The sequence below is a fragment of the Methylorubrum thiocyanatum genome (assembly GCA_014138645.1).
GTDB classification, from domain to species: domain Bacteria; phylum Pseudomonadota; class Alphaproteobacteria; order Rhizobiales; family Beijerinckiaceae; genus Methylobacterium; species Methylobacterium thiocyanatum.
This window is the reverse complement of record JACJIB010000005.1, coordinates 112,690-134,233: the sequence shown is the minus strand read 5'-3', so window position 1 is coordinate 134,233 and position 21,544 is coordinate 112,690. Positions and strand designations below refer to the sequence as shown.

Genomic DNA, 21,544 nt, shown 5'->3' with positions numbered 1-21,544 from the left:
GCGCGACACGACGGCCTCACCATGACATGGCCGCGGCAACCGCGCTACACATCGCGGGCGCCACCGGGCACGAGAGCGGCCGGGTGCGTCCGCATTGCCACGCCGGCCTGTAGCGCCTCCCGAATCAGGTATTCGCGGGGATGACGCGGTTCAAGGACGAGGCGCGGGAGTGCGACGCCGAGGATCAGGGCCGTCGCGGGCGCCTCGGGCAAGTCGTCAGGCATGCGCTCGGCCGGCGCCGACAGATCGACCACGAGGCGCAGCACCGCGGCCGGTGCGTGCGCCGCGAGACGGCGGATGCCGAGACCGCGGATCTCGATCAGCCCGGCGAGCGCCGGGTGGGGCCGGGCCACGAGGCGGCCGTGATGCGCCTCCAGCCGGATGCGGTCGTCGCCGACGAGGCGGGCATGGCGCCCCTCCAGGAAGGAGCGGTCGAGGAGCGCAAGGCAGAGCGCGGACTTGCCCGATCCGGACGGCCCGCGGATCAGCACCCCGGCCTCGTCGAGGAGCACGCAGCTCGCGTGCACCGTCTCTCCAAACCGCGCGTCCGCAGGCGCACCCGCCCCGCTCATGCGGCGAGGTCGTCCTCGCCGTAGCGGTCCGCCCGGGGGGCCACGGGCAGGCGGACGATGAAGCGGGCGCCGCGCACCGTCGGCTGTCCCTCCTCGTCGGCCGGGCCGGGGCGGTTCTCGGCGCGGATCGTGCCGTGATGGGCCTGGATGATCTGCCGTGAGATCGACAGGCCAAGGCCGGAATTCTGGCCGAAGCCCTGTTCCGGCCGGTCGGTATAGAAGCGCTCGAAGATCCGTTCGAGCGCGTGCTCGGGAATGCCCGGCCCCTCGTCCTCGACCACGAACTCGACCTCGTTCTTCAGGCGGCGCAGGGCCACCCGCACCTTGGCGCCGGGCGGCGAGAACGAGCGGGCGTTGTCGAGCAGGTTGTTGACGACCTGCCCGAGCCGGCTGTCGTGGCCGATGATGCGGAACGGGTCCTCGATCTCGGCGCCCGGCCGCTCGATGTCGAACTGGATCAGCGCCGCCTTTCCGCGCCGCCGCTCGTTGGCGACCGAGGTCACGGTGGTGAGGAGCTTGCCGAGATCAACCCGGCGCGCCTCGGCGCGGGCGAGTTCGGCATCGAGGCGGGAAGCGTCGGAGATGTCGGAGATCAGCCGGTCGAGGCGCTTCACGTCGTGCTGGATGATCTGCAGGAGCCGGCCGCGCGACTCGTCGGTCTTGGCCAGCGGCAGGGTCTCGACCGCGCTGCGCAGGGAGGTGAGCGGGTTCTTCAATTCGTGGCTGACATCCGCCGCGAAGCTCTCGATGGCGTCGAGCCGGCGGTAGAGCGCCTGGGTCATGTCGCGCAGCGCGCCGGAGAGATGGCCGATCTCGTCGGTGCGGTTGGTGAAGTCCGGGATCTCCTGGCGCGACTTGATGCCCCGGCGCACCCGCTCGGCGGCATCGGCCAGCCGCCGCACCGGCCCGGCGATGGCGCCCGCGAGCAGGATCGACAGGACCAGCATCACGGCGGCCGCGACGAGGAACACCTGGAGCAGGCCGAAGCGCTCGGAGGCGATCACCCGGTCGATGTCGCCGCCCTGCGTCGAGACCATCAGCACGCCGCGCACCGAGCCGGCCCGCTGGATCGGCACCGCCACCGAGACGATGGTCTCGCCGCGCTCGTTGCGGCGGGAGATGGTGCCGCGCGAGCCCTTCAAGGCCGCTTGCACCTCGCGGAAGGCACGCCCGTCCTGCGGACCCGCCTCCTCCTGGGCCGAGCGCTCGCTGACGACGAGGCCGAGGATGCGATTGCCGACGAAGTCCCAGATCCGCTCCAGGACGTTGGGCTTGGGCGGCTTCACCGCGGCGTCGCTGCGGGCGATGTCGCCGCGGGCGTAGAGCGAGCGGGTGTCGAACAGCAGGCTGCCTTCGCGGTCGTAGACCCGGGCGCGGTTGCCCGTCGGCGTCACGAGGCGGCGCAGGAGGGGGGCGACCTTCTCGGGGTTGAGCGAGAAGGCGAGCGAGGCGGGATCGTCCTCGAAGTCGCGGCCCTCGCCGGCCTGCTGCTGCAGCAGCTTGTCCGGATCGACCCGGATCGTGTCGGTGTCGACGGAGGCCTGCGCCGCGATGGCGCCGGCGATGATGTCGCCCTGGATCAGCAGGCTCTGCACGCGCGCCTGGATCAGCCCCTGGCGGAACTGGTTCAGGTAGAGGAAGCCGAACAGCAGGACGATGAGCCCGACGAGGTTGAGCACCACGATGCGGCGCGTCAGGCTCGACGAGGCGCGCTGGCCGACCGCGTTCCAGAGATCGCGCGGCCAAGTCAGCGGCGGGCGGGTGAGGGAGCCGACAAGCCGCGCGAGGACGCCGCGGGGAGCGCGGGTCTCATCGGAATCGGGCTGGCGGGACAGGGGGGCGAGCATCGACGGACGGGACCGCGGGAAAATCGCCTCAGCCCTCCTTGAAGCGGTAGCCGACGCCGTAGAGCGTCTCGATCATGTCGAAGCTCTGGTCCGTCACCTTGAACTTCTTGCGCAGCCGCTTGATGTGGCTGTCGATGGTGCGGTCGTCGACATAGACCTGATCGTCGTAGGCCGCGTCCATCAGGGCGTTGCGGCTCTTCACGACGCCGGGGCGCTGGGCCAGCGCCTGGAGGATCAGGAACTCGGTGACGGTGAGCGTCACCGGCTCGCCCTTCCAGGTGCAGGTGTGGCGCTCGGGGTCCATCATCAGCTGGCCGCGCTCGAGCGAGCGGGCGGCCGCATCCGCCTCCCGGGCGGCGGCGCCGGGCGTGGCGTCCTTCGGGGCGAAGCGGCGCAGCACCGCCTTGACCCGCTCCACCAGCAGGCGCTGCGAGAACGGCTTATGGATGAAGTCGTCCGCGCCCATCTTGAGGCCGAACAATTCGTCGATCTCCTCGTCCTTCGAGGTGAGGAAGATCACGGGAAGGTCCGATTTCTGCCGCAGGCGTCTGAGAAGCTCCATCCCGTCCATGCGCGGCATCTTGATGTCGAAGATGGCGAGATCGGGGGGCGAGTGACGCAACCCGTCGAGCGCCGAGGCGCCGTCGGTGTAGGTCTGAATGCGGTAGCCCTCGGTCTCCAGCGCGATCGAGACGGAGGTCAGGATGTTGCGGTCGTCATCGACGAGGGCGATCGTGGGCATGCAGTTTCCCTGACTTGACGCGGCGCGCGCGCCGCCCCGGGCGCGTCCTTGGCGGGCCCGCAACGGGGGTGCACGGCCGCCGCAAACCGGGGCCGCCCTCCGTCGCGGCGGGTCTCGTCCTTTACGACCATCGTTCGAAAAAAGCGAGCGGCAGTCTAAGCTTGGCCGTATCACGGCGCATGGCGAGGCGCCTGCAACGGCGCTTTTGAGGCTGCAGCTTCGGCAATCGCCTCGCTCCTCATGCCGAGGTGCCGAGCCAAGGCTCGGCCTCGAAGCACGCCTGAACGGCCGGTCCCACGGCACCCTTGCGCCAGACGAAGCGTCGGGCCGTGCTTCGAGGCGCGCTCTCGCGGGCGCCTCGGCATGAGGAGGGTCGTGGATGCCAGAGCCGGTCGGTTGAAACGGCTGTCGGGGCGAGCGGAGAGGACAACGCGCCGCGCCCACCCATGCCCCCCATCATGCAGCCAACTCTTCTGCACGCCCCCCGCGCCGCGCTATGCTTCTCCCGAAATCCGGGGAGGAACGCTTTCATGGCCAACGACGCGATGCCGCCCGCGCAGCAACGGCGCGGACCGGCCGAACCGCTGCCCGCCTCGGAGGCGCCGTTCGACGCGATCGGGCTTGCCCGGCACCTGCTGCGCAGCGTGCGCTCCGGGGCGCTCGCCACCATCGACGCCATCGACGGCACACCCTTCGCCTCCCTCGTCACCCTGGCCACCGACAGCGACGGCACGCCCCTGATGCTGCTCTCGCGGCTCTCGGCGCATACGCGCAACCTGGACAAGGATCCGCGCGCCTCGCTGCTGTTCTCGGTCGGCGGCAAGGGCGACCCGCTCGTCCATCCGCGCCTGACCGTGACGGGCCGCGCGGCGCGCTCCGAAGAGCCGCGCATCCGCGAGCGCTTCCTGGCGCGCCACCCGAAGGCCAAGCTCTACGCCGACTTCCCCGATTTCGGCTTCTTCACCCTCGCGCCCGCGGCCGGCCACCTCAACGGGGGCTTTGCCAAGGCGGCGACGCTGACGAGCGCGGAACTCCTGCTCGACCTCACCGGGGCCGAGGCTCTGGTGGCGGGCGAGCGCGGCGCGGTCGAGCACATGAACGCGGATCACGCCGACGCGCTCGCCCTCTACGCCGCGGGGGCCGGCGAGCCCGGCACCGGCTGGCGCCTCACCGGGCTCGACCCGGAAGGGCTCGACCTGATGGCCGGCGAGCGCACGGCGCGGGTGCTCTATCCCGAGCCGGTGCGCGACATGGGGAGCTTGCGCAAGAGCCTCGTGGCGATGGCGGCCGCGGCGCGGGCGGGGTCCGGAACGGACGCTCCGCCCCCTCATCCGGAGGCCTGAGGCCTCCATCTTGCCGGGAACCGCGCAATCCGCGGCCTCCGCCCGCCTTGGCGCGCGTGCCCGCCGCTGCTATTCCCGGCCCGGCCAATCCCGACAGACCTGCCGTGCGCCGCGCCAGCCCGCAACGGGTTCGCCGTGCCGGAGACCCTGATGACCACGCGCACCATCGACAACATCCGCAACTTCTCCATCGTCGCGCATATCGACCACGGCAAGTCGACGCTTGCCGACCGGCTGATCCAGCAGACCGGCACCGTGGCGCTGCGCGACATGAGCGAGCAGATGCTCGACTCGATGGACATCGAGCGCGAGCGCGGCATCACCATCAAGGCCAACACCGTCCGCCTCGAATACAAGGCGGAGGACGGCCAGGATTACGTCCTCAACCTGATGGACACGCCCGGCCACGTCGACTTCGCCTACGAGGTGTCGCGCTCGCTCGCGGCCTGCGAGGGCTCGCTGCTGGTGGTCGATGCCTCGCAGGGCGTCGAGGCGCAGACGCTCGCCAACGTCTATCAGGCGCTCGACGCCAACCACGAGATCGTGCCCGTCCTCAACAAGGTCGATCTGCCGGCTGCCGAGCCCGACCGGGTGAAGGAGCAGATCGAGGAGGTGATCGGCCTCGACGCCTCCGAGGCGGTGCCGATCTCGGCCAAGACCGGCCTTAACATCGAGGCGGTGCTGGAAGCCATCGTCAAGCGCCTGCCCCCGCCCAAGGGCGACCGCGAGGCGCCGCTCAAGGCGCTCCTCGTCGATTCCTGGTACGACGTCTATCTCGGCGTCGTCGTGCTGGTGCGCATCGTCGATGGCGTGCTCAAGAAGGGCATGACCATCCGCATGATGGGCGCCGATGCGGCCTACGGCGTCGACCGCATCGGCGTGTTCCGCCCGAAGATGGCCGATATCGGCGAGCTCGGGCCCGGCGAGGTCGGCTTCTTCACCGGCTCGATCAAGGAGGTGGCCGACACCCGCGTCGGCGACACCATCACCGAGGACAAGCGCCAGACCACGCAGATGCTGCCGGGCTTCAAGGAGGTCCAGGCGGTGGTGTTCTGCGGCCTGTTCCCCGTGGACGCCGCCGACTTCGAGAACCTGCGCGGCGCCATGGGCAAGCTGCGCCTCAACGATGCGAGCTTCTCCTACGAGATGGAGACCTCGGCCGCGCTGGGCTTCGGCTTCCGCTGCGGCTTCCTCGGGCTCCTCCACCTCGAGATCATCCAGGAGCGCCTGGAGCGCGAGTTCAATCTCGACCTGATCTCGACCGCGCCGTCGGTCGTCTACCGACTGATGATGCGCGACGGCGAGCTCAAGGAGCTGCACAACCCGGCCGACATGCCGGACCCGATGAAGATCGAGACCGTCGAGGAGCCGTGGATCCGCGCCACGATCCTCACGCCCGACGATTATCTCGGCGGCGTCTTGAAGCTGTGCCAGGACCGGCGCGGCATCCAGATCGACCTCAACTACGTCGGCAAGCGGGCCATGGTCGTCTACGACCTGCCGCTCAACGAGGTGGTGTTCGATTTCTACGACCGGCTGAAGTCGATCTCGAAGGGCTACGCCTCCTTCGACTACCACGTCTCCGACTATCGCGAGGGCGACCTCGTGAAGATGTCGATCCTGGTCAACGCCGAGCCGGTGGACGCGCTGTCCATGCTCGTCCACCGCACCCGCGCCGAGAGCCGCGGCCGGGCGATGTGCGAGAAGCTGAAGGACCTGATCCCGCGTCACCTGTTCCAGATCCCGGTCCAGGCGGCGATCGGCGGCAAGATCATCGCCCGCGAGACCATCCGGGCTTTGTCCAAGGACGTGACCGCCAAGTGCTACGGCGGCGACATCTCGCGCAAGCGCAAGCTGCTGGACAAGCAGAAGGAAGGCAAGAAGCGCATGCGCCAGTTCGGCCGCGTGGAGATCCCGCAGGAGGCGTTCATCGCCGCGCTGAAGATGGACGACTGACGAAGGCGTTTCACGCTCGCGGCGCGTTTGCCGCACCGGCGTTACGAAGGTGCGGCACGAACAACGCTCGAAAAAAATCCCGCTGCCGGTTTCAAACCGGCGCCCATATTTCATTTGTAAGAAACCGATCCCGTCATACCCCGGTCAAGCCGCCACGGTAACGGCGTAATTCGGGAGCTTCGGTTGCGCGCAAGCGAAAGCCGAATCAACCGGCACGCTGTGCGCCGATCCGTTGAAGCGCGGCGCTGGGTCGAATCGGGACAAAAACGCGATGGGCGGGGCGCACGAGGATAATCTGACGCCGCGGACGATGCGTCTGCGCACACAACTCCTCGTCGCCTGCGTGCTGGGGGCGGGGGCAGCCGCCGCCCTGTGGTACGGGCGCCCGAAGGAGGTCGATGCCGCCGTGCCGACGCCGGCCGCGGTGACCGCCGTCGCACCGGGTGCGGGGTCGGGACGCTTCGTGCTCACCGACAGCCAGCTCGCCACCGTCACCACCGTGCCGGTCGAGCAGCGCCTGTTCTACGAGGACATCGCCACCGAGGGGAAGATCAGCGTCGACGAGTACCGCGCGACGCCCGTCTTCTCGCCCTATGCGGGCCGGGTCATCACCATCTTCGCCCGCTCCGGCGAGCAGGTCCGCCAGGGCGACAAGCTGTTCTCGCTCCAGGCCAACGAGATGGTCCAGGCGCAGAACGACTTCCTCGCGGCGCTGAACGTGCTCAACAAGTCGCGCTCGCAGCTCTCCTACGCCACCAACAACGAGAAGCGCCTGCACGACCTCTACGATTCCCGCGTCACCACGCTGAAGGAATTGCAGACGGCGCAGAACGACCTCGCCACCGCGCAGAATGACGCCAAGACGGCGGAGGTCGGCCTGGAGGCGGTGCGCAACCGCCTCCGCATCCTCGGCCTCAAGGACGGGGACATGACCGCGCTCCAGACCAAGGGTGCGATCAACCCCGAGACGACGATCTACGCGCCGCTCTCCGGCACCGTGATCCAGCGCAAGATCGGCCCGGGCCAGTACATCAACACCGGCGGCGGCGACCCCTCCTACGTCATCGGCGATCTCGGCCGGATCTGGATCGTGGCGCAGTTGCGCGAGACCGATGCGGCCAAGGTCGATCTCGGCGAGCGCATCCGCTTCCGGACCCTCGCCTATCCGAACCAGACCTTCGAGAGCCGCATCAACTACATCGGCGCCTCGGTCGATCCGGCCACGCGCCGCATCGTCGTGCGGGCGGAGGTCGATAATTCCAAGGGCCTCCTGAAGCCCGAGATGTATGCCAGCGTCCACATCATCAACGAGCGCGAGACCGTCTCCCGCGCGGTGCCGCGGCAGGCGGTGATCTTCGAGGGCGACAAGGCGCGGGTCTGGGTGCTCGGCGCCGGCAACACCGTGGAGAGCCGCCCGGTCAAGACCGGTTTCCTCGACGGCAACGACATCGAGGTCACGGAAGGTCTGTCGGTCGGCGAGCGGGTGATCTCGAAGGGCGCCCTGTTCATCGACGGCATGACCGACCAGCCGGGCTGAGAGAGAGCCCAGCCGCCCGACCCTTCAGCGAAAACACCAAGCATTCCGAGCCGGGGCCGTCCCCGGCCGCGCCCGACGGCGCGAGGCTGGAACCGACCTCATGAACGGCATCGTCGCGCTCGCGCTCCGGCAGCGCCCCCTCGTCATCCTCGCCTTCGTGCTGTTCGTGGTGGGGGGCCTGGCCGCCTTCCAGAACCTCAACATCGAGGCCTATCCCGACCCGACCCCGCCCATGGTCGATGTCGTCACGCAGACCGACGGCCTCTCGGCGGAAGAGATCGAGCGCTACGTCACGATCCCGATCGAGCGCATCACCTCGGGGATGCCGAACCTGCGCCAAGTGCGCACGATCTCGCTCTACGGCCTGTCCGACGTGAAGCTGCAGTTCGGCTTCGAGTTCGACTACCTCCAGGCCGAGCAGCAGGTGCTGAACCGCCTCCAGCAGCTCGATCCGCTGCCGGCGGGTGCCAAGCCCACCATCTCGCCGATCAGCCCGATCGGCGAGATCTTCCGCTACAAGCTCACGGCGCCTGCCGGCTACAGCGTGCTCGACCTGCGCACGCTCCAGGAATGGGTGCTGAAGAAGCGCTTCCGCGCGGTGCCGGGCGTGATCGATGCCATCGGCTGGGGCGGCAAGACCAAGACCATCGAGCTCTCGGTCGATCTCGACCGGCTGATGGCCTACGGCCTGACCCTCTCGAACGTGGTCAAGACCCTCAACGACAGCAACCTCAATGTCGGCGGCAACCGCGTCGCCATCGGCGGCCAGTCGGCGGTGGTGCGCGCGGTCGGCCTGATCCGCGACGTGGACGACATCAACGGCACGGTGCTGACCCAGGTCGGCGGCGCGCCGGTGCTGGTGAAGGACATTGCCACCGTCACCATCGGCCACCAGCCGCGGCTCGGCATCGCCGGGATGAACGACGAGGACGACATCGTCCAGGGCATCGTCCTCATGCGCCGCGGCGAGAAGAGCACGCCGTCCATCGAAGCCGTGAAGGCAGAGGTCGCCAAGATCGAGGCCGCCGGCATCCTGCCGCCGGGGGTGAAGATCGAGCGCATCTACGACCGCGCCGACCTGATCGCGGTGACGACCCACACCGTGCTGCACAACATGGTGGTCGGCATCCTCTTGATCCTCGCGATCCAGTGGCTGTTCCTCGGCAATCTCCGCTCGGCGCTCATCGTCGTGGCGACGATCCCCTTCGCCCTGTTCTTCGCCGTCGTCATCCTCGTGGCGCGCGACGAATCCGCCAACCTGCTCTCGGTCGGCGCGCTCGATTTCGGCCTCATCGTCGACGGCACCGTGATCATGGTCGAGGCGATCTTCCGCCGCCTCTCCGGCCACGGCATTCCGGGCTACCCGCCGCCGGGGCTCGACGCGAAATCCGGGCGCATCGCGCTCGCAGCCGGTGACGTCAGCCGCTCGATCTTCTTCGCGGCGGCGATCATCGTCACCGGCTTCCTGCCGCTGTTCACGCTCACCGGCGTCGAGGGCCACATCTTCGGGCCGATGGCGACGACCTACGCCTACGCCCTGCTCGGCGGCCTGATCGCCACCTTCACGGTCACGCCCGCGCTCGCCGCCTACCTTCTGCCCGCCCATATCGAGGAGAAGGAGACGATCCTGGTCCGCATCCTTGACCGGCTCTACCGCCCGGCGGTGCGCGCGGCGCTCGGCGCCCGGCTCGTCACGGTGGCCTGCGTTGCGCTGATCGCCGTCGGCGTCGGCCTGGCCGCGCGCAATCTCGGCTCGGAGTTCCTGCCGAAGCTTGAGGAGGGCAACCTCTGGGTTCGCGCCACCATGCCGGCGACGATCTCGCTGCGGGAGAGCAACGGCTACGTCAACGAGATGCGCAAGATCATCGCCCAGATCCCGGAGGTCGAGCGCGTGGTCTCGCAGCACGGGCGCCCCGACGACGGCACCGACGCGGCCGGCTTCTTCAACGCCGAGTTCTTCGCGCCGATGAAGCCGCTGGACCAGTGGCGCCCCGGCATCGACAAGGAGGCGCTCACGGAGGAGATGCTGCACAAGCTCCAGGCGGCCTTCCCCGGCGTCGATTTCAACCTGTCGCAGTACCTTCAGGACAACGTCGCCGAGGCGGTCTCCGGCATCAAGGGCGAGAACTCGTTCAAGATCTTCGGGCCCGATCTGCAGACCCTCACCGACACGGCCAAGCAGGTGCAGCGGGTTCTCGGGACGATCCACGGCGTCGAGGATCTCGCGGTGTTCCAGTCGCTCGGCCAGCCGACGATCGAGATCGACGTCGATCGGGTGCGCGCCGCCCGCTACGGCCTGACGCCGGGCGACATCAACACCACGGTGCGCACCGCCATCGGCGGCGACTCGGCCGGCGACCTCTACGATCCCGGTTCCGAGCGGCACTACCCGATCATGGTGCGGCTGCAGCCGCAGTTCCGCCAGAGCATCGAGGCGATCGCCAACCTGCGCATCGCCGGCCAGAGCCCGGCCAACGGCGCCCCCGTGCAGTTTCCCTTGAGCGCGGTGGCGCGGGTCGAACTCGTCTCCGGGCCGGCCTACATCTACCGCGAGGCGCAGGAGCGCTACCTGCCGGTGAAGTTCTCCGTGCGCGGACGCGATCTCGGCAGCACCATCGAGGAGGCGCGCGCCCGCGTCGCCAACGAGGTGAAGCTGCCGCCGGGCTACCGGCTGGAGCTGGTGGGCGAGTTCAACAACATGAAGGGCGCGATCGCCCGCCTCTCCGTGACCGTGCCGATCGCGGTGGGCATCATCGCGATCCTGCTGTTCATGAACTTCTCGTCCGTGATCGACTCGCTGCTGGCGCTCAGCGTGATCCCGATGGCGATGGCCGGCGGCATCCTGGCGCTGTCGCTCACCGGCACCTCGTTCAGCGTCTCGGCGGCGATCGGCTTCATCGCGCTGCTCGGCATTGCGGTGATGGACGGCATCATCGTGCTGTCCTTCTACAACGACCTCCTGGCCGCGGGCGTCGCGCGCGTGCCGGCGATGCTGCGCACCTGCTACACCCAGATGCGCCCGGTGGTGATGACCTGCGTGGTGGCCGGTGTCGGGCTGCTGCCCGCAGCCTTCTCCACCGGCGTCGGCTCGCAGGTGCAGAAGCCGCTGGCGCTGGTGGTGGTGGGCGGCATGGCGCTCGCGCCCTTCCTGATCCTGCTGGTGCTGCCGGTGCTGATCCTCACCTTCTCGCGCCGCAAGCCCGCCGTGCATTCGGAGGCCTCGGACCGGGTCGCGGCGGCGCAGGGGCATACCCACGCCGGGGCGCATTGAGGGGACGGATCGAAACCGAGGCTCCGCAAGACTACCCCAGGCGTCCATCGAGGTGCTTGCTCAGTCGCTTTGATGTACGTACGATAAATCGTGCCGATCACCTTCGATGCCGCCAAGAGTGAGTGGAACCGCCAAGAACGCGGCATGCCTTTCACCATGGCGGAGCGGTTCGACTTCGACACCGCTCTCGTGCGTGAGGATGTCCGCGAGACCTATGCGGAACCGCGCTTCCAGGCACTCGGCAAGATCGGACGCGAGGTCGTCTTTCTCGTCTTCTCGCCGACCGAGGATGGCTTTCGAGTCATCTCTCTGCGCAAGGCGACAAAACAGGAGCGCAGCGTATGGCTCGCAAGGCATCCGTGACGATCGAGGACGATACGGCTGAGTTGACCGAAGTGCAGCTCGCCGAGATGCGTCCGGCCCGTGCAGTTCTGACCCCGCAGCAGTTCGAGGCCGTCGCATCCGTGCGGCGCGGGCGCCCGAAATCGCAGGCGCCCAAGGTGCCGGTGACGATCCGCCTCGATGCCGATGTGGTCGAGACCTACAAGGCGACGGGCGACGGCTGGCAGACCCGCATGAACGAGTGCCTCAGCCGAGGCGCGCAGGAGCTTCGCGCGTTGCCGAAAACTCACCCGAGAGACCGCGGCAAGAAACCGAGTGTCGGTCTGAGTGGCAAGGCGAAGGCAGGATAACGCGCCAGCGGGCACTGGATCACAAGTCCTCACCCCCGCCGCGTCGAGCCCCGCAGCACCGCGCGCCCGCTCAGCGTCACCTTGCGCACCGGCTGGCCCGGATGCTCGATGCGCTCGAACAGGAGGCGCATCGCCTGGGCGCCGATCTCGGCCACCGGCTGCTCGATCACGGTGAGACCGGGCTCGACCAGATCGGTCCAGGGTTCGTTGTCGAAACCCGCGAGCGCGAGATCCTTCGGCACGGCGAGCCCAAGGGTTCGCGTCGCCCGCACCGCCCCCATCAGCATCAGGCCGTTCGACAGGATCAGGGCCTCGGGCCGATCGGGCTGTGACAGCCAGCGCGTGGCCTCCGTCTCCGCCGCGGTCGCATTCGGCGCCACGGAGCGGGCGAGCGGCGCGAGGTCGTAGCGGGCCATCGCCGCGGCGTAGCCGGCCTGACGCTCCCGCGCGGTCGAACTGGTGGAGCCGAACAGGCCGCCGATCCGCTTGAACCCTTGCGCGACGAGGTGATCGACCAGGGACGCGGCGGCCGCCGCGTTGTCGAGCACCACGCTGTCATGGGCGCCGGGCAGCCCGGAGCGGTCGATGAACACCGTGGGGAAAGATAGGCTGTCGGCTCGGAGCCCGTCCGCCGTCACCTTGGTGGGCGCGAAAATCACGCCGGTGACGCGCTCCTCCTCCATCAGGCGCAGATACATCGCCTCGCGGGCCGGGTCCTCGTCGGTGTTGCACAGGATCACCCGCATCCCGGCGGCGTAGGCGGCATCCTCCACCGCCCGGCTCACCGCCGTGAAGAACGGGTTGCGGATGTCGGCCACGATCAGGCCGATGGTCTGCGCCGCCTTCGAGCGCAGGCGCCGGGCCGAGAGGTTCGGCCGGTAGCCGGTGGCGCGCACCGCCGCCTCGACCTGCTCGCGCACGGCGTCGCTCACCGGCCCACGCCCGAGCGCCCGCGACACCGTTGCCGTCGAGACCCCCGCCACGCGGGCCACGTCGCGGATTCCGACGCTCATCGGATAGGAAACGTTTTCATCGGCATGGAACGGTTTTGCCACTGCGCGGGCATGGCTGCAAGCGCCTCGCTTGCACTTTGTTGCAGGCCGCTGCTTGACACAAGTTGTGAAAACGTTTTCATTGAACACAACAGGTCGGGCCAGAGAAGGCCGAAGAGACCGCCGCACCCGGCCGAACAACCCGGGGCGTCCCCTAGGTCGAGGAGAGCACGCCATGCTCGCGCTGACGCCGACATTTTCGCCCCAACGCACCGGACCGCGGCTGCTGGTCCGCCTCGGCGCCGCCCCCGTGAGCAAGGAGGCCGCGATCCGCGAGGCCGCCGGCCTGCTCACCGCCGCCGGCTGCATCGACGGCGCCTATGGCGAGAGCATGCTGCGCCGCGAGGGCGTGGCGAACACCTATCTCGGTCACGGCGTCGTCATTCCCCACGGCATGGTCGACGACCGGCATCTGGTGCGCGAGAGCGGGCTCGCGGTGCTGCAGATCCCCGGCGGCATCGAATGGCACGACGGCCAGACCGCCCATCTCGTGGTCGCCATCGCCGCGCAATCGGACACGCACATCACCGTTCTGCGCCGCCTCACCCGCCTGATCCAGGACGAGGCGCGCCTCGAACAGCTCCGCACCACGGGCCGCGAGGCGGACATCGCCGCGGCGCTCACCGAGGACAAGGCCGCACCGGCCGCGTCGGGCCCGGCGACCGACCTGCGCCAGCGCTTCGACTGGACCGTCGATTACCCGACCGGCCTGCATGCGCGCCCGGCCTCGCACTGGGTCGAGACCGCTCGCGCGCTGCCCGCCCGCATCCAGGTGCGCCACGGCGATGGGGTGGCCGATGCCAAGAACCTGATCGCCCTTTTGCAGCTGGGCCTGCGCTGCGGCGACGAGGTGACGATCTCCGCCGAGGGCGACGACGAGGCCGGCGCACTCGCCAAGATGTGTGCCGCGGTGACGTCCTTAAGCGCCGGCGAGAAGGCCGCCGCCCAGCGCGCCGCGGAGGCCGCGGCCAAGGCCGCCGCCCCGGTGGCCGGCTGGAACCCGGCCGACGCGCCGCGGGCGATGGCCGGCATCGGCGCCAGCCCCGGCCTCGCCATCGGCCCGGTGCACGTGCTGGCAGCCTCCGAGGTCGCGGTGCCCGACGAGCCCGAGCCGCTGACCTCCGGCGCCGACCGGCTGCACCGGGCGCTCGCGACGACGGGCGGCCAGCTCAAGGCGCTCGCCGACGACACCGAGCGGCGCCTCGGCAAGGCCGATGCCGGCATTTTTTCCGCGCAAGCCGATTTGATCAAGGACACCGACCTGATCACGCTGGCCTGCCAGCTCATGGTCGAGGGCCACGGCGTGGCCTTCGCCTGGAATGCCGCCGTGGAGCGGATGGCGGGCCAGCTCTCGGCGCTCGGCAATCCGGTACTTGCGGCGCGCGCCGCCGACCTGCGGGATGTCGGCCGCCGGGTTCTGGCGCAGATCGACCCGGCCCTGAAGAGCGGCCACGATCTGCCGGACGTGCCCTGCATCCTGGTGGCCCCCGACCTCGCCCCCTCCGACACCGCCGGCCTCGATCCGGCCCGCGTGATCGGGCTCGTCACCGCGCAAGGCGGGCCGACCTCGCACACCGCGATCCTGGCGCGCACACTCGGCATTCCGGCCGTCGTCGCGGGCGGCCCCGGCCTGCTCGCACTCGCCAACCACGCGACGGCGATTCTCGACGGCACCACCGGCCGCCTCTACCTCGACCCCAGCGAGGCCGACATCGCTTCGGCGCGGGCGTGGCAGGCCCGCCAGCGCGAACAGGCCGAAGCCGAGGCGCGGGAGCGGGCGATGCCGGCGCAGACCCGCGACGGCCACCGCATCGCCATCGGCGCCAACGTCAACAACCCGGAACAGGTGCCCCTCGCCCTGGATCAGGGCGCGGAAGGCGTCGGCCTGATGCGCACCGAGTTCCTGTTCCTGGAGCGGGGCGACACGCCGAGCGAGGACGACCAGTACGCGACCTATTCCGCGATGCTGAAGGCGCTGGCGGGCCGTCCGCTCATCGTGCGCACCCTCGACATCGGCGGCGACAAGCAGGTCGCCCATCTCCACCTGCCGAAAGAGGAAAACCCCTTTCTCGGCGTGCGCGGCGCGCGCCTGCTGCTGCGCCGGCCCGACCTGATGGCGCCGCAACTGCGCGCCCTCTACCGGGCGGCCAAGGACCACGTGCGGGCCGACGCGCCGAGGGGCAAGGACGCACCGCTCTCGATCATGATGCCGATGATCACCTCGGTCCCCGAGGTGCTGAGGCTTCGGGAGATCTGTGAGGAGATTCGCACAGAAGTCGGTGCGCCGGAGGTGCCGCTCGGCATCATGATCGAGGTGCCGGCCGCCGCGGTGCAGGCCGACGTGCTGGCCCGGCACTGCGACTTCTTCTCGATCGGCACCAACGACCTCACCCAGTACACGCTCGCCATCGACCGCCAGAACACCGAACTCGCGCCGGAGGCCGACTCGCTCCACCCGGCGGTGCTGCGGCTGATCCGGCTCACCTGCGAGGGCGCCGCCCGGCACGGGCGCTTCGTCGGCGTCTGCGGCGGCATCGCGGGCGATCCGTTCGGCGCCTGCCTGCTCGCGGGACTCGGCGTCCACGAACTGTCGATGACGCCCCGCGACCTGCCCGGCGTGAAGGCGCGGCTGCGGGCCTGCGACATGACGGAGCTGAAGGCGCTCGCGGGACAAGCCTGCGCGCAGGAGGACGCGGCCGCCGTCCGCGCCCTCGACAAAGCCGCGCCCGGAGCCTGAGCGATGCGTCTCGTCACCCTCACCCTCAACCCGGCGATCGACCAGACCGTCACCCTCGACGCGCTCACGCCCGGCAGCGTTCACCGCGCCCGCTCGGTCTGGTCGGATGCCGGCGGCAAGGGCGTCAACGTCGCCTGCTGCCTCGCCGATTGGGGTTTGGCGATCGCCGCCACCGGCGTGCTCGGCCAGGACAACGCCGCCCCCTTCGCGCAGCTTCTGGCGGCCAAGAGCATCGACGACCGCTTCGTCTGGATCCCCGGCGAGACGCGCACCAACCTCAAGCTGCTCGATGCATCGGGCGGCGATACCACCGACATCAACCTGCCCGGGCTCGAATTCGGCCCGTCCACCGTCGAGGCGGTGCGCGCCGTGCTCGCCGACCTCACCGGCCCCGGCAGCCTCGCGGTGCTCGCCGGCAGCCTGCCGCGTTCTCTCGGCCCCGACATCTATGCCCGCCTCACCGCCGAGCTGAAGCGGCGCGGCGCCCGCGTCGTCCTCGACGCCTCCGGCCCGGCGCTGGCCGCCGCCCTCGCGGCGGGGCGCGACAGCCTGCCCGACGCGATCAAGCCGAACCGGCACGAGCTGGAGGAATGGGCCGGGCGCCCGCTTCCCACGCTCGCGGACGTGCTCGACGCCGCCCACCATCTTCAGCGCAGCGGCATCGCCCTGGTCTGCGTCTCGCTGGGTGCCGAGGGCGCGCTGTTCGTCTCGTCGGAGGGCGCGTTGCGGGCGCTGCCGCCGCCGACGCGGGTGGCGAGCACGGTGGGTGCGGGCGACGCCCTCGTCGCCGGCCTCGTCGCCGGACTGCATGACGGCCTGCCCCTGCCCGACCTCGCCCGCCGGGCGCTGGCCTTCGCCGCAGGCAAGCTCAGCCGCACGGGGGCGAACCTGCCGCCGCGGGCGGAGGTGGAGGCGATCGCCGCCGACATCCAGGTCGAGCGGCTCGGCTGAAAACCCCTCCCTCAGCGGGCGAGAGACCAACGGCGGACGGCCGAACCAAAGCGCCAAGAAACCAAACCGCCAAGAAACCAAACCGCCAAGAAACCGGAGGAGGAAACCCATGGCACAGCTTCTGGCCGTGGTGGGAGGCGGAGACCTCTCCACCCACGCCGTCCTCGCCGCCGAGGCCCTGCGCAAGGCGGCCGGGCGGCGCAACACCCCGATCACCCTCGAACTCCGCGGCAAGGGTGCCAGCGGCAACCCGCTCTCCGACGCGGCCATCGCCGAGGCGCGAGCCGTTCTGCTCGTCGGCGAGGGCGATCTCGGCGAGGCCCGCTTCGGGGCGCTGCACCGGGCCCGCGCGGCGATCGAGGACGTGCTCACCGACGTCAACGCCGTGTTCGACCGCCTCCGCGCCGGGACGGAGGCCCCCTCCCCCGCCGCGAGCGCGGCGACAGCCCCGAAAAAAATCGTGGCGATCACGTCCTGCCCCACCGGCATCGCCCACACCTTCATGGCGGCGGAGGGCATCCAGGCCGCGGCCCAGGCACTCGGCCACGCGATCCGCGTCGAGACGCAAGGATCGGTCGGCGCCCGCGACGCGCTGACCGCGCCGGAGATCGCCGCGGCCGATATCGTGCTGATCGCCGCCGATACCGGGGTCGACCGGGCACGCTTTGCCGGCAAACGGGTCTACGCCACCAACACCAAGGCGGCGATCCGCGACGGCAAGGGTTTGATCGCCACCGCGCTCGCCGAAGCGCAGATGCAGCCAGCCGGCGGCACCGAGGCGACGGCGGACGGCCCCGCCCGCCCGGCGGCGGCCGAGAGGCAAGCCGGCGCCTACAAGCACCTGATGACCGGCGTGTCCTTCATGCTGCCCTTCGTGGTGGCGGGCGGCCTGCTGATCGCGCTGGCCTTCGCGTTCGGCGGCATCGATGCGATGAAGCCGGAGAATGCCGGCACGCTGGGCTACGCGCTGGGTGAGATCGGTGCCAAGGCGGCCTTCGCCCTGATCGTGCCGGCGCTCGCCGGCTACATCGCCTATTCCATCGCCGACCGGCCCGGCATCGCGCCCGGCATGATCGGCGGCATGCTGGCGGCGAACCTCCAGGCGGGTTTTCTCGGCGGCATCGCGGCGGGCTTCATCGCCGGCTACACCACGCGCTTCCTCGCCCGGCACATCCGCCTGCACAAGAATCTGGAGGGCCTGAAGCCCGTCCTGATCCTGCCGCTTCTCGCCACCACGGTCACCGGCCTGCTGATGGTCTACGTCGTCGGCGTGCCCGTGGCCGCCGTGCTCGCCGCGCTCACAGAGTGGCTCAAGGACATGCAGGGGGCGAGCGCCCTCGTGCTCGGCCTCGTGCTCGGCGGGATGATGGCGGTCGATATGGGCGGGCCGATCAACAAGGCGGCCTACGCCTCCGCCGCCGCACTGCTCTCCTCGGGCGTCGATGCGCCGATGGCGGCGGTGATGCTCGGCGGCATGACGCCCCCGCTCGGCATCGCGCTCGCCACCCGCCTGTTCCCGTCCCGCTTCACCGCGCCGGAACGCGAGGCCGGCGGCGCCGCGGCCGTGCTCGGGGCGGCCTTCATCACCGAGGGCGCGATCCCCTTCGCCGCCGCCGACCCGCTGCGGGTGATCCCCTCCATGGTCGCGGGCTCGGCCGTCGCGGGTGCCATCGCCCTGACCTCGGGCGTGACCCTCAAGGTGCCCCATGGCGGCCTGTTCGTGCTGCCGATCCCGAACGCCGTCACCAACGTGACGGGTGCCCTGATCGCGCTCGCCGCCGGCACCCTCGTGACGGGACTTCTGGTCGGCCTCCTCAAGAAGCGGGCCGCCTGAGCGGACGGACGGCGCCGGACCAACCGGCGCCGCCGCCCCGCGGGCAGCGGACGCATCCGTTGGCCGCTCGAAATTGCAACTTAAAGTAAGATATTGCCCGAGCTGCGTCCCGAAACGGGTGTCACACAACAGAACCGGGCCATCATCGGAGGGGGGACGACATGAACGCTGGGAAGGCAGCATGGGCCGCGCTCGGCCTCTGCACCGCACTCGGGATCGGCGCGACATCGGCCGAAGCGCAGGACGCGCCCGCGCCGCCGGGCCTCGCGCAGGTGGCGAACGGCGCCCCCGCCCTCGTCCGGCGCCCGGCCCTGCGCCGGGTCGCGCGGCGGGCGCCGCGTCCCCGCCCTTTCGGCAATGACGGCAGCGCCGCGGCGGCCGCCGACGTGCTCGGCCAGACCGCGACGCCCCCCGCCCTGTCGCCGGGAACGTTCGATCTCGGCAACGGCCTCTCGCTCCTCCTGAACTATACGGGACAGGCGGCGGCCAACCCGATCGGCGGCATCCGCCAGGGCTCGGCTTACGCCGGGCAGCTCTTCTTCGGCATCGACGGCGACCTGCAGCGGCTCGCCGGGATCGAGGGCGGCTCGTTCCACGTCGCGGTCACGAATCGCCACGGCCGCAACCTCGCCGACGACCGCATCGGCAACAACACGAGCGTGCAGGAGATTTTCGGCGGCGGCCAGACCACGCGGCTGACGCTGCTCTCCTATCAGCAGAAGCTGTTCGACAACCGCCTCGACATCGAGGTCGGACGCTTGGTGGCCAACATCAACTTCCTCAACTCGCCGATCTACTGCAACTTCCAGACGAACTCCGCCTGCGGCAACCCGACCTTCGTCTTCAAGACCTCGAACTTCACCTTCTGGCCGGTGGCGAGCTGGGGCGGCCACGCCAAGGCATGGCTGACCGATCGGGTGTTCTTCCATGTCGGCGCCTACGAGGTGAACCCGCTGCACCAGCAGCCCGGCGACAACGGCCTCGACTTCTCGACCAAGGGTGCGACGGGCGCGATCGTGCCGTTCGAACTCGGCTACTCGACGACGTTTGCCAACGACGAACTGCCCCGCAACTACGGCATCGGCGGCTGGATCGACCGCTCCGACTACACGGACCCCGTGCTCGATGCGGCGGGCGGGCGTCGGGTGCTCACCGGCCTGTCGCCGGCCACGCGGTTCGGGCGCTCGGGCGTCTATGCCCGCTTCGACCAGATGGTCTGGCGCCCGGACCCGAAGGGCATCCAGGGCCTGACCCTGTTCGGGGTCGCCATGGCGGGCACCGGGGGCCGGCTGGTCGAGGATTACTTCCTCGAGATCGGCGCGCTCCAGACCGGCACCTTCGCCGGCCGCCCCTACGACACGGTGGGCTTCGTCATCAACACGCAGGCCTTCAGCCCGCTGGCGCTCGGCAACATCGAGGCGGCGCAGGCCTCGCTCGGCCTGTTCCGCGCCATCCCGAGGCAGCAGATCATGATGGAGCTGAATTACGGCATCCAGGTCTCGCCCGCGATCCGGCTGACGCCGAACCTGCAATACATCGTCAACCCCGACCAGACCCGATTTCCGTTCTACCCGAAGAACATCCCCGACGCCTTCGTCGTCGGCGCCAAGCTCTCGGTGGACCTGTTCACGCTGGCCGGCCTCGCCAAGGGGCCGGGGAGCCCGTGAGGGCTCTCGGTCATTGTTCAGTCGCGCATTCTTTCGACGAACCGGCAACCACTTCGTCGGAATGCGCTCTAAGAAAAAGCGGCGCGCCTTTAGGGCGCGCCGGCTGAGGTGACTCGCGGTCTCAGGAACGAGTCGCAGTAGAATATGCAATATACCACGCCCTGTCTGTGGCCTTCCGGAGACAGCCCCCCCTTTGCTCACAGCCTTGTGAGAAGCGGGCGACGCCGATGGCGGGTTCAGCGCTTCGCCAGGGCGTCGGCGAAGGCGACGATGCGGTTGCGGGCGTAGGTCGGCACGCCGGCGCTGATCGAGGTGCCGGTGTTGAACGAGGAATTGCCCATCAGGACCTGCACTGGCAGCAGGTTCTTGAGCACCGGCACGCGGGCATATTCCTGCTTGCGCTCCAGCACGTCGGCCTTGATGGCGAGCGCCATGTAGGTCGTCACCACGGTCCGGTTCGGATCGTCGGGCGCCGGCTGCATCACCGCCAGGAACTTGCCGAAGCGCAGGATCTGGTTGACCCAGAAGATCGTCTGTTCGAGCCCGCCGGCGACGGGGGTGTCGATCTTCGTGAGCGCGGCGAGGCCCGCGGCCTCGGCCGGCGGCAGCACCCGCAACTCGCTCTGGAACGAGACGAACTCGGCGACCTTCTTCGAGGTGCCGAGTTCGAGCTTGTTGGCGAGCTTGACGCCGAGCGGCAGCTTGCCTTCGAGATCGTAGCGTGACTCGATGCAGACGCCGCCCGCGCCGCACCAGGGCCGATCGGGGCGCTTCGCGAAGGCGGCGGCCGGATCCTTGGTCGGTGTCGCCTCGGCCGGCTCCAGCCGCTTGTGGCGGATCACCGGGTCCATCTTGGCCAGGAAGTCGAGATTGGCGAAGGCCGCGAGATCGATGGCGGAAGGCGGCTTGGCAACGACGAAGCGGCCTTCCGCGACGTAGACCTTCAGGGCCTCGTGGCGCTGCTTGGCGACGCCGTTCACCGTCTGGGTGTAGTCGGGCTCGGTGTAGCCCGGCCAGGGACTCAGCGCCGCGGCCTCCTGCGGCCGGGCCTTGCGCCACGCCTCGAAGGCGATCAGGCCGCTCTCCGGGTTGGTCGAGGCGGCCTCGCGATGGTCGCTGAACAGCACCGTGCCGGGCTTGAGGGTCGCGGCATCGGCGGGCTGGAGGGCCGGCACGTCCTTGACCCGGTCGGAGACCAGGGCGGCGGGTTTCGGGAGATCTTTGGCCGCTTCCTGCGCGCGGGCCGGCACGGCCAGCGCGAGCGCGACGAGGAGGGCGGCCGGAAACTGCCTGGGCAAAGCGGACCTCGGGAGAGACGATGAGGCGGGAGAGACGGTGAGACG

At 69.9% G+C, this 21,544-nt stretch carries 15 protein-coding genes; 10 read left to right on the top strand and 5 right to left on the bottom strand.

The annotated features are described in order from the left end of the window. Nucleotides 1-44: 44 nt before the first annotated feature. Genes HNR51_RS14980 through HNR51_RS14970 form a run of 3 tightly spaced genes read right to left on the bottom strand, consistent with a single transcriptional unit; the run spans nucleotide 45 to nucleotide 3,161 of the window. A complete protein-coding gene (locus HNR51_RS14980; RefSeq protein WP_182555453.1) occupies nucleotides 45-572 on the bottom strand; it encodes an HPr kinase/phosphorylase in 528 nt (175 codons plus the stop codon). Beyond that, the gene (locus tag HNR51_RS14975) at nucleotides 569-2,419 is read right to left on the bottom strand and encodes a sensor histidine kinase (protein WP_012453100.1); all 1,851 of its coding nucleotides are present in this window, start codon (nucleotides 2,417-2,419) and stop codon (nucleotides 569-571) included. Before HNR51_RS14975 ends, HNR51_RS14980 begins: the two co-directional genes overlap by 4 nt. Before the next feature lie 28 nt (nucleotides 2,420-2,447). Continuing rightward, complete coding sequence (locus HNR51_RS14970; protein ID WP_003606011.1) at nucleotides 2,448-3,161, bottom strand: response regulator transcription factor; 714 nt, start codon at nucleotides 3,159-3,161, stop codon at nucleotides 2,448-2,450. Between the two features lie 530 nt (nucleotides 3,162-3,691). Between HNR51_RS14970 and HNR51_RS14965 the strand changes: the two genes are divergently transcribed. From HNR51_RS14965 to HNR51_RS14940, 6 genes are all read left to right on the top strand, one after another. Next, on the top strand, nucleotides 3,692-4,504 hold the full coding sequence (locus tag HNR51_RS14965; RefSeq protein WP_182555452.1) for a HugZ family pyridoxamine 5'-phosphate oxidase: 813 nt from the start codon (nucleotides 3,692-3,694) through the stop codon (nucleotides 4,502-4,504). Nucleotides 4,505-4,654: 150 nt separating this feature from the next. After that, nucleotides 4,655-6,460 (top strand): translation elongation factor 4, encoded by a 1,806-nt coding sequence (gene lepA / locus HNR51_RS14960; protein ID WP_012453102.1) that lies wholly within the window; start codon nucleotides 4,655-4,657, stop codon nucleotides 6,458-6,460. A 310-nt stretch (nucleotides 6,461-6,770) separates the two neighbouring features. Beyond that, a complete protein-coding gene (locus HNR51_RS14955; RefSeq protein WP_239681631.1) occupies nucleotides 6,771-7,997 on the top strand; it encodes an efflux RND transporter periplasmic adaptor subunit in 1,227 nt (408 codons plus the stop codon). Between the two features lie 100 nt (nucleotides 7,998-8,097). Then, a complete protein-coding gene (locus HNR51_RS14950; protein ID WP_182555451.1) occupies nucleotides 8,098-11,268 on the top strand; it encodes an efflux RND transporter permease subunit in 3,171 nt (1,056 codons plus the stop codon). A gap of 90 nt (nucleotides 11,269-11,358) precedes the next feature. Then, entirely contained in the window at nucleotides 11,359-11,631 is a 273-nt protein-coding gene (locus HNR51_RS14945; RefSeq protein WP_012453105.1) for a BrnT family toxin, read from the top strand. Next, nucleotides 11,628-11,960, top strand: coding sequence for a BrnA antitoxin family protein (locus HNR51_RS14940; RefSeq protein ID WP_239681632.1), 333 nt, complete (start codon nucleotides 11,628-11,630; stop codon nucleotides 11,958-11,960). Before HNR51_RS14945 ends, HNR51_RS14940 begins: the two co-directional genes overlap by 4 nt. A gap of 29 nt (nucleotides 11,961-11,989) precedes the next feature. On the opposite strand, the gene HNR51_RS14935 is transcribed toward HNR51_RS14940, so the two are convergent. Next, a complete protein-coding gene (locus HNR51_RS14935; protein WP_141950728.1) occupies nucleotides 11,990-12,973 on the bottom strand; it encodes a LacI family DNA-binding transcriptional regulator in 984 nt (327 codons plus the stop codon). A gap of 214 nt (nucleotides 12,974-13,187) precedes the next feature. Between HNR51_RS14935 and ptsP the strand changes: the two genes are divergently transcribed. The 4 genes from ptsP (at nucleotide 13,188) to HNR51_RS14915 (ending at nucleotide 20,201) form a co-directional block, all read left to right on the top strand. Next, nucleotides 13,188-15,749 (top strand): phosphoenolpyruvate--protein phosphotransferase, encoded by a 2,562-nt coding sequence (ptsP, locus tag HNR51_RS14930; RefSeq protein WP_182555449.1) that lies wholly within the window; start codon nucleotides 13,188-13,190, stop codon nucleotides 15,747-15,749. Between the two features lie 3 nt (nucleotides 15,750-15,752). Further along, nucleotides 15,753-16,700 (top strand): 1-phosphofructokinase, encoded by a 948-nt coding sequence (gene pfkB / locus HNR51_RS14925; RefSeq protein ID WP_182555448.1) that lies wholly within the window; start codon nucleotides 15,753-15,755, stop codon nucleotides 16,698-16,700. A gap of 109 nt (nucleotides 16,701-16,809) precedes the next feature. Continuing rightward, nucleotides 16,810-18,534: a fructose-specific PTS transporter subunit EIIC gene (locus HNR51_RS14920; protein ID WP_182555447.1), complete on the top strand. Its 1,725-nt coding sequence runs from the start codon at nucleotides 16,810-16,812 to the stop codon at nucleotides 18,532-18,534. Nucleotides 18,535-18,695: 161 nt separating this feature from the next. After that, nucleotides 18,696-20,201, top strand: a complete 1,506-nt coding sequence (locus tag HNR51_RS14915; RefSeq protein ID WP_182555446.1) for a carbohydrate porin — start codon at nucleotides 18,696-18,698, stop codon at nucleotides 20,199-20,201. Nucleotides 20,202-20,437: 236 nt separating this feature from the next. Here the strand turns inward: HNR51_RS14915 and HNR51_RS14910 are convergent, their stop codons facing one another. Continuing rightward, on the bottom strand, nucleotides 20,438-21,499 hold the full coding sequence (locus tag HNR51_RS14910; RefSeq protein WP_012453112.1) for a hypothetical protein: 1,062 nt from the start codon (nucleotides 21,497-21,499) through the stop codon (nucleotides 20,438-20,440). Nucleotides 21,500-21,544 lie beyond the last annotated feature (45 nt).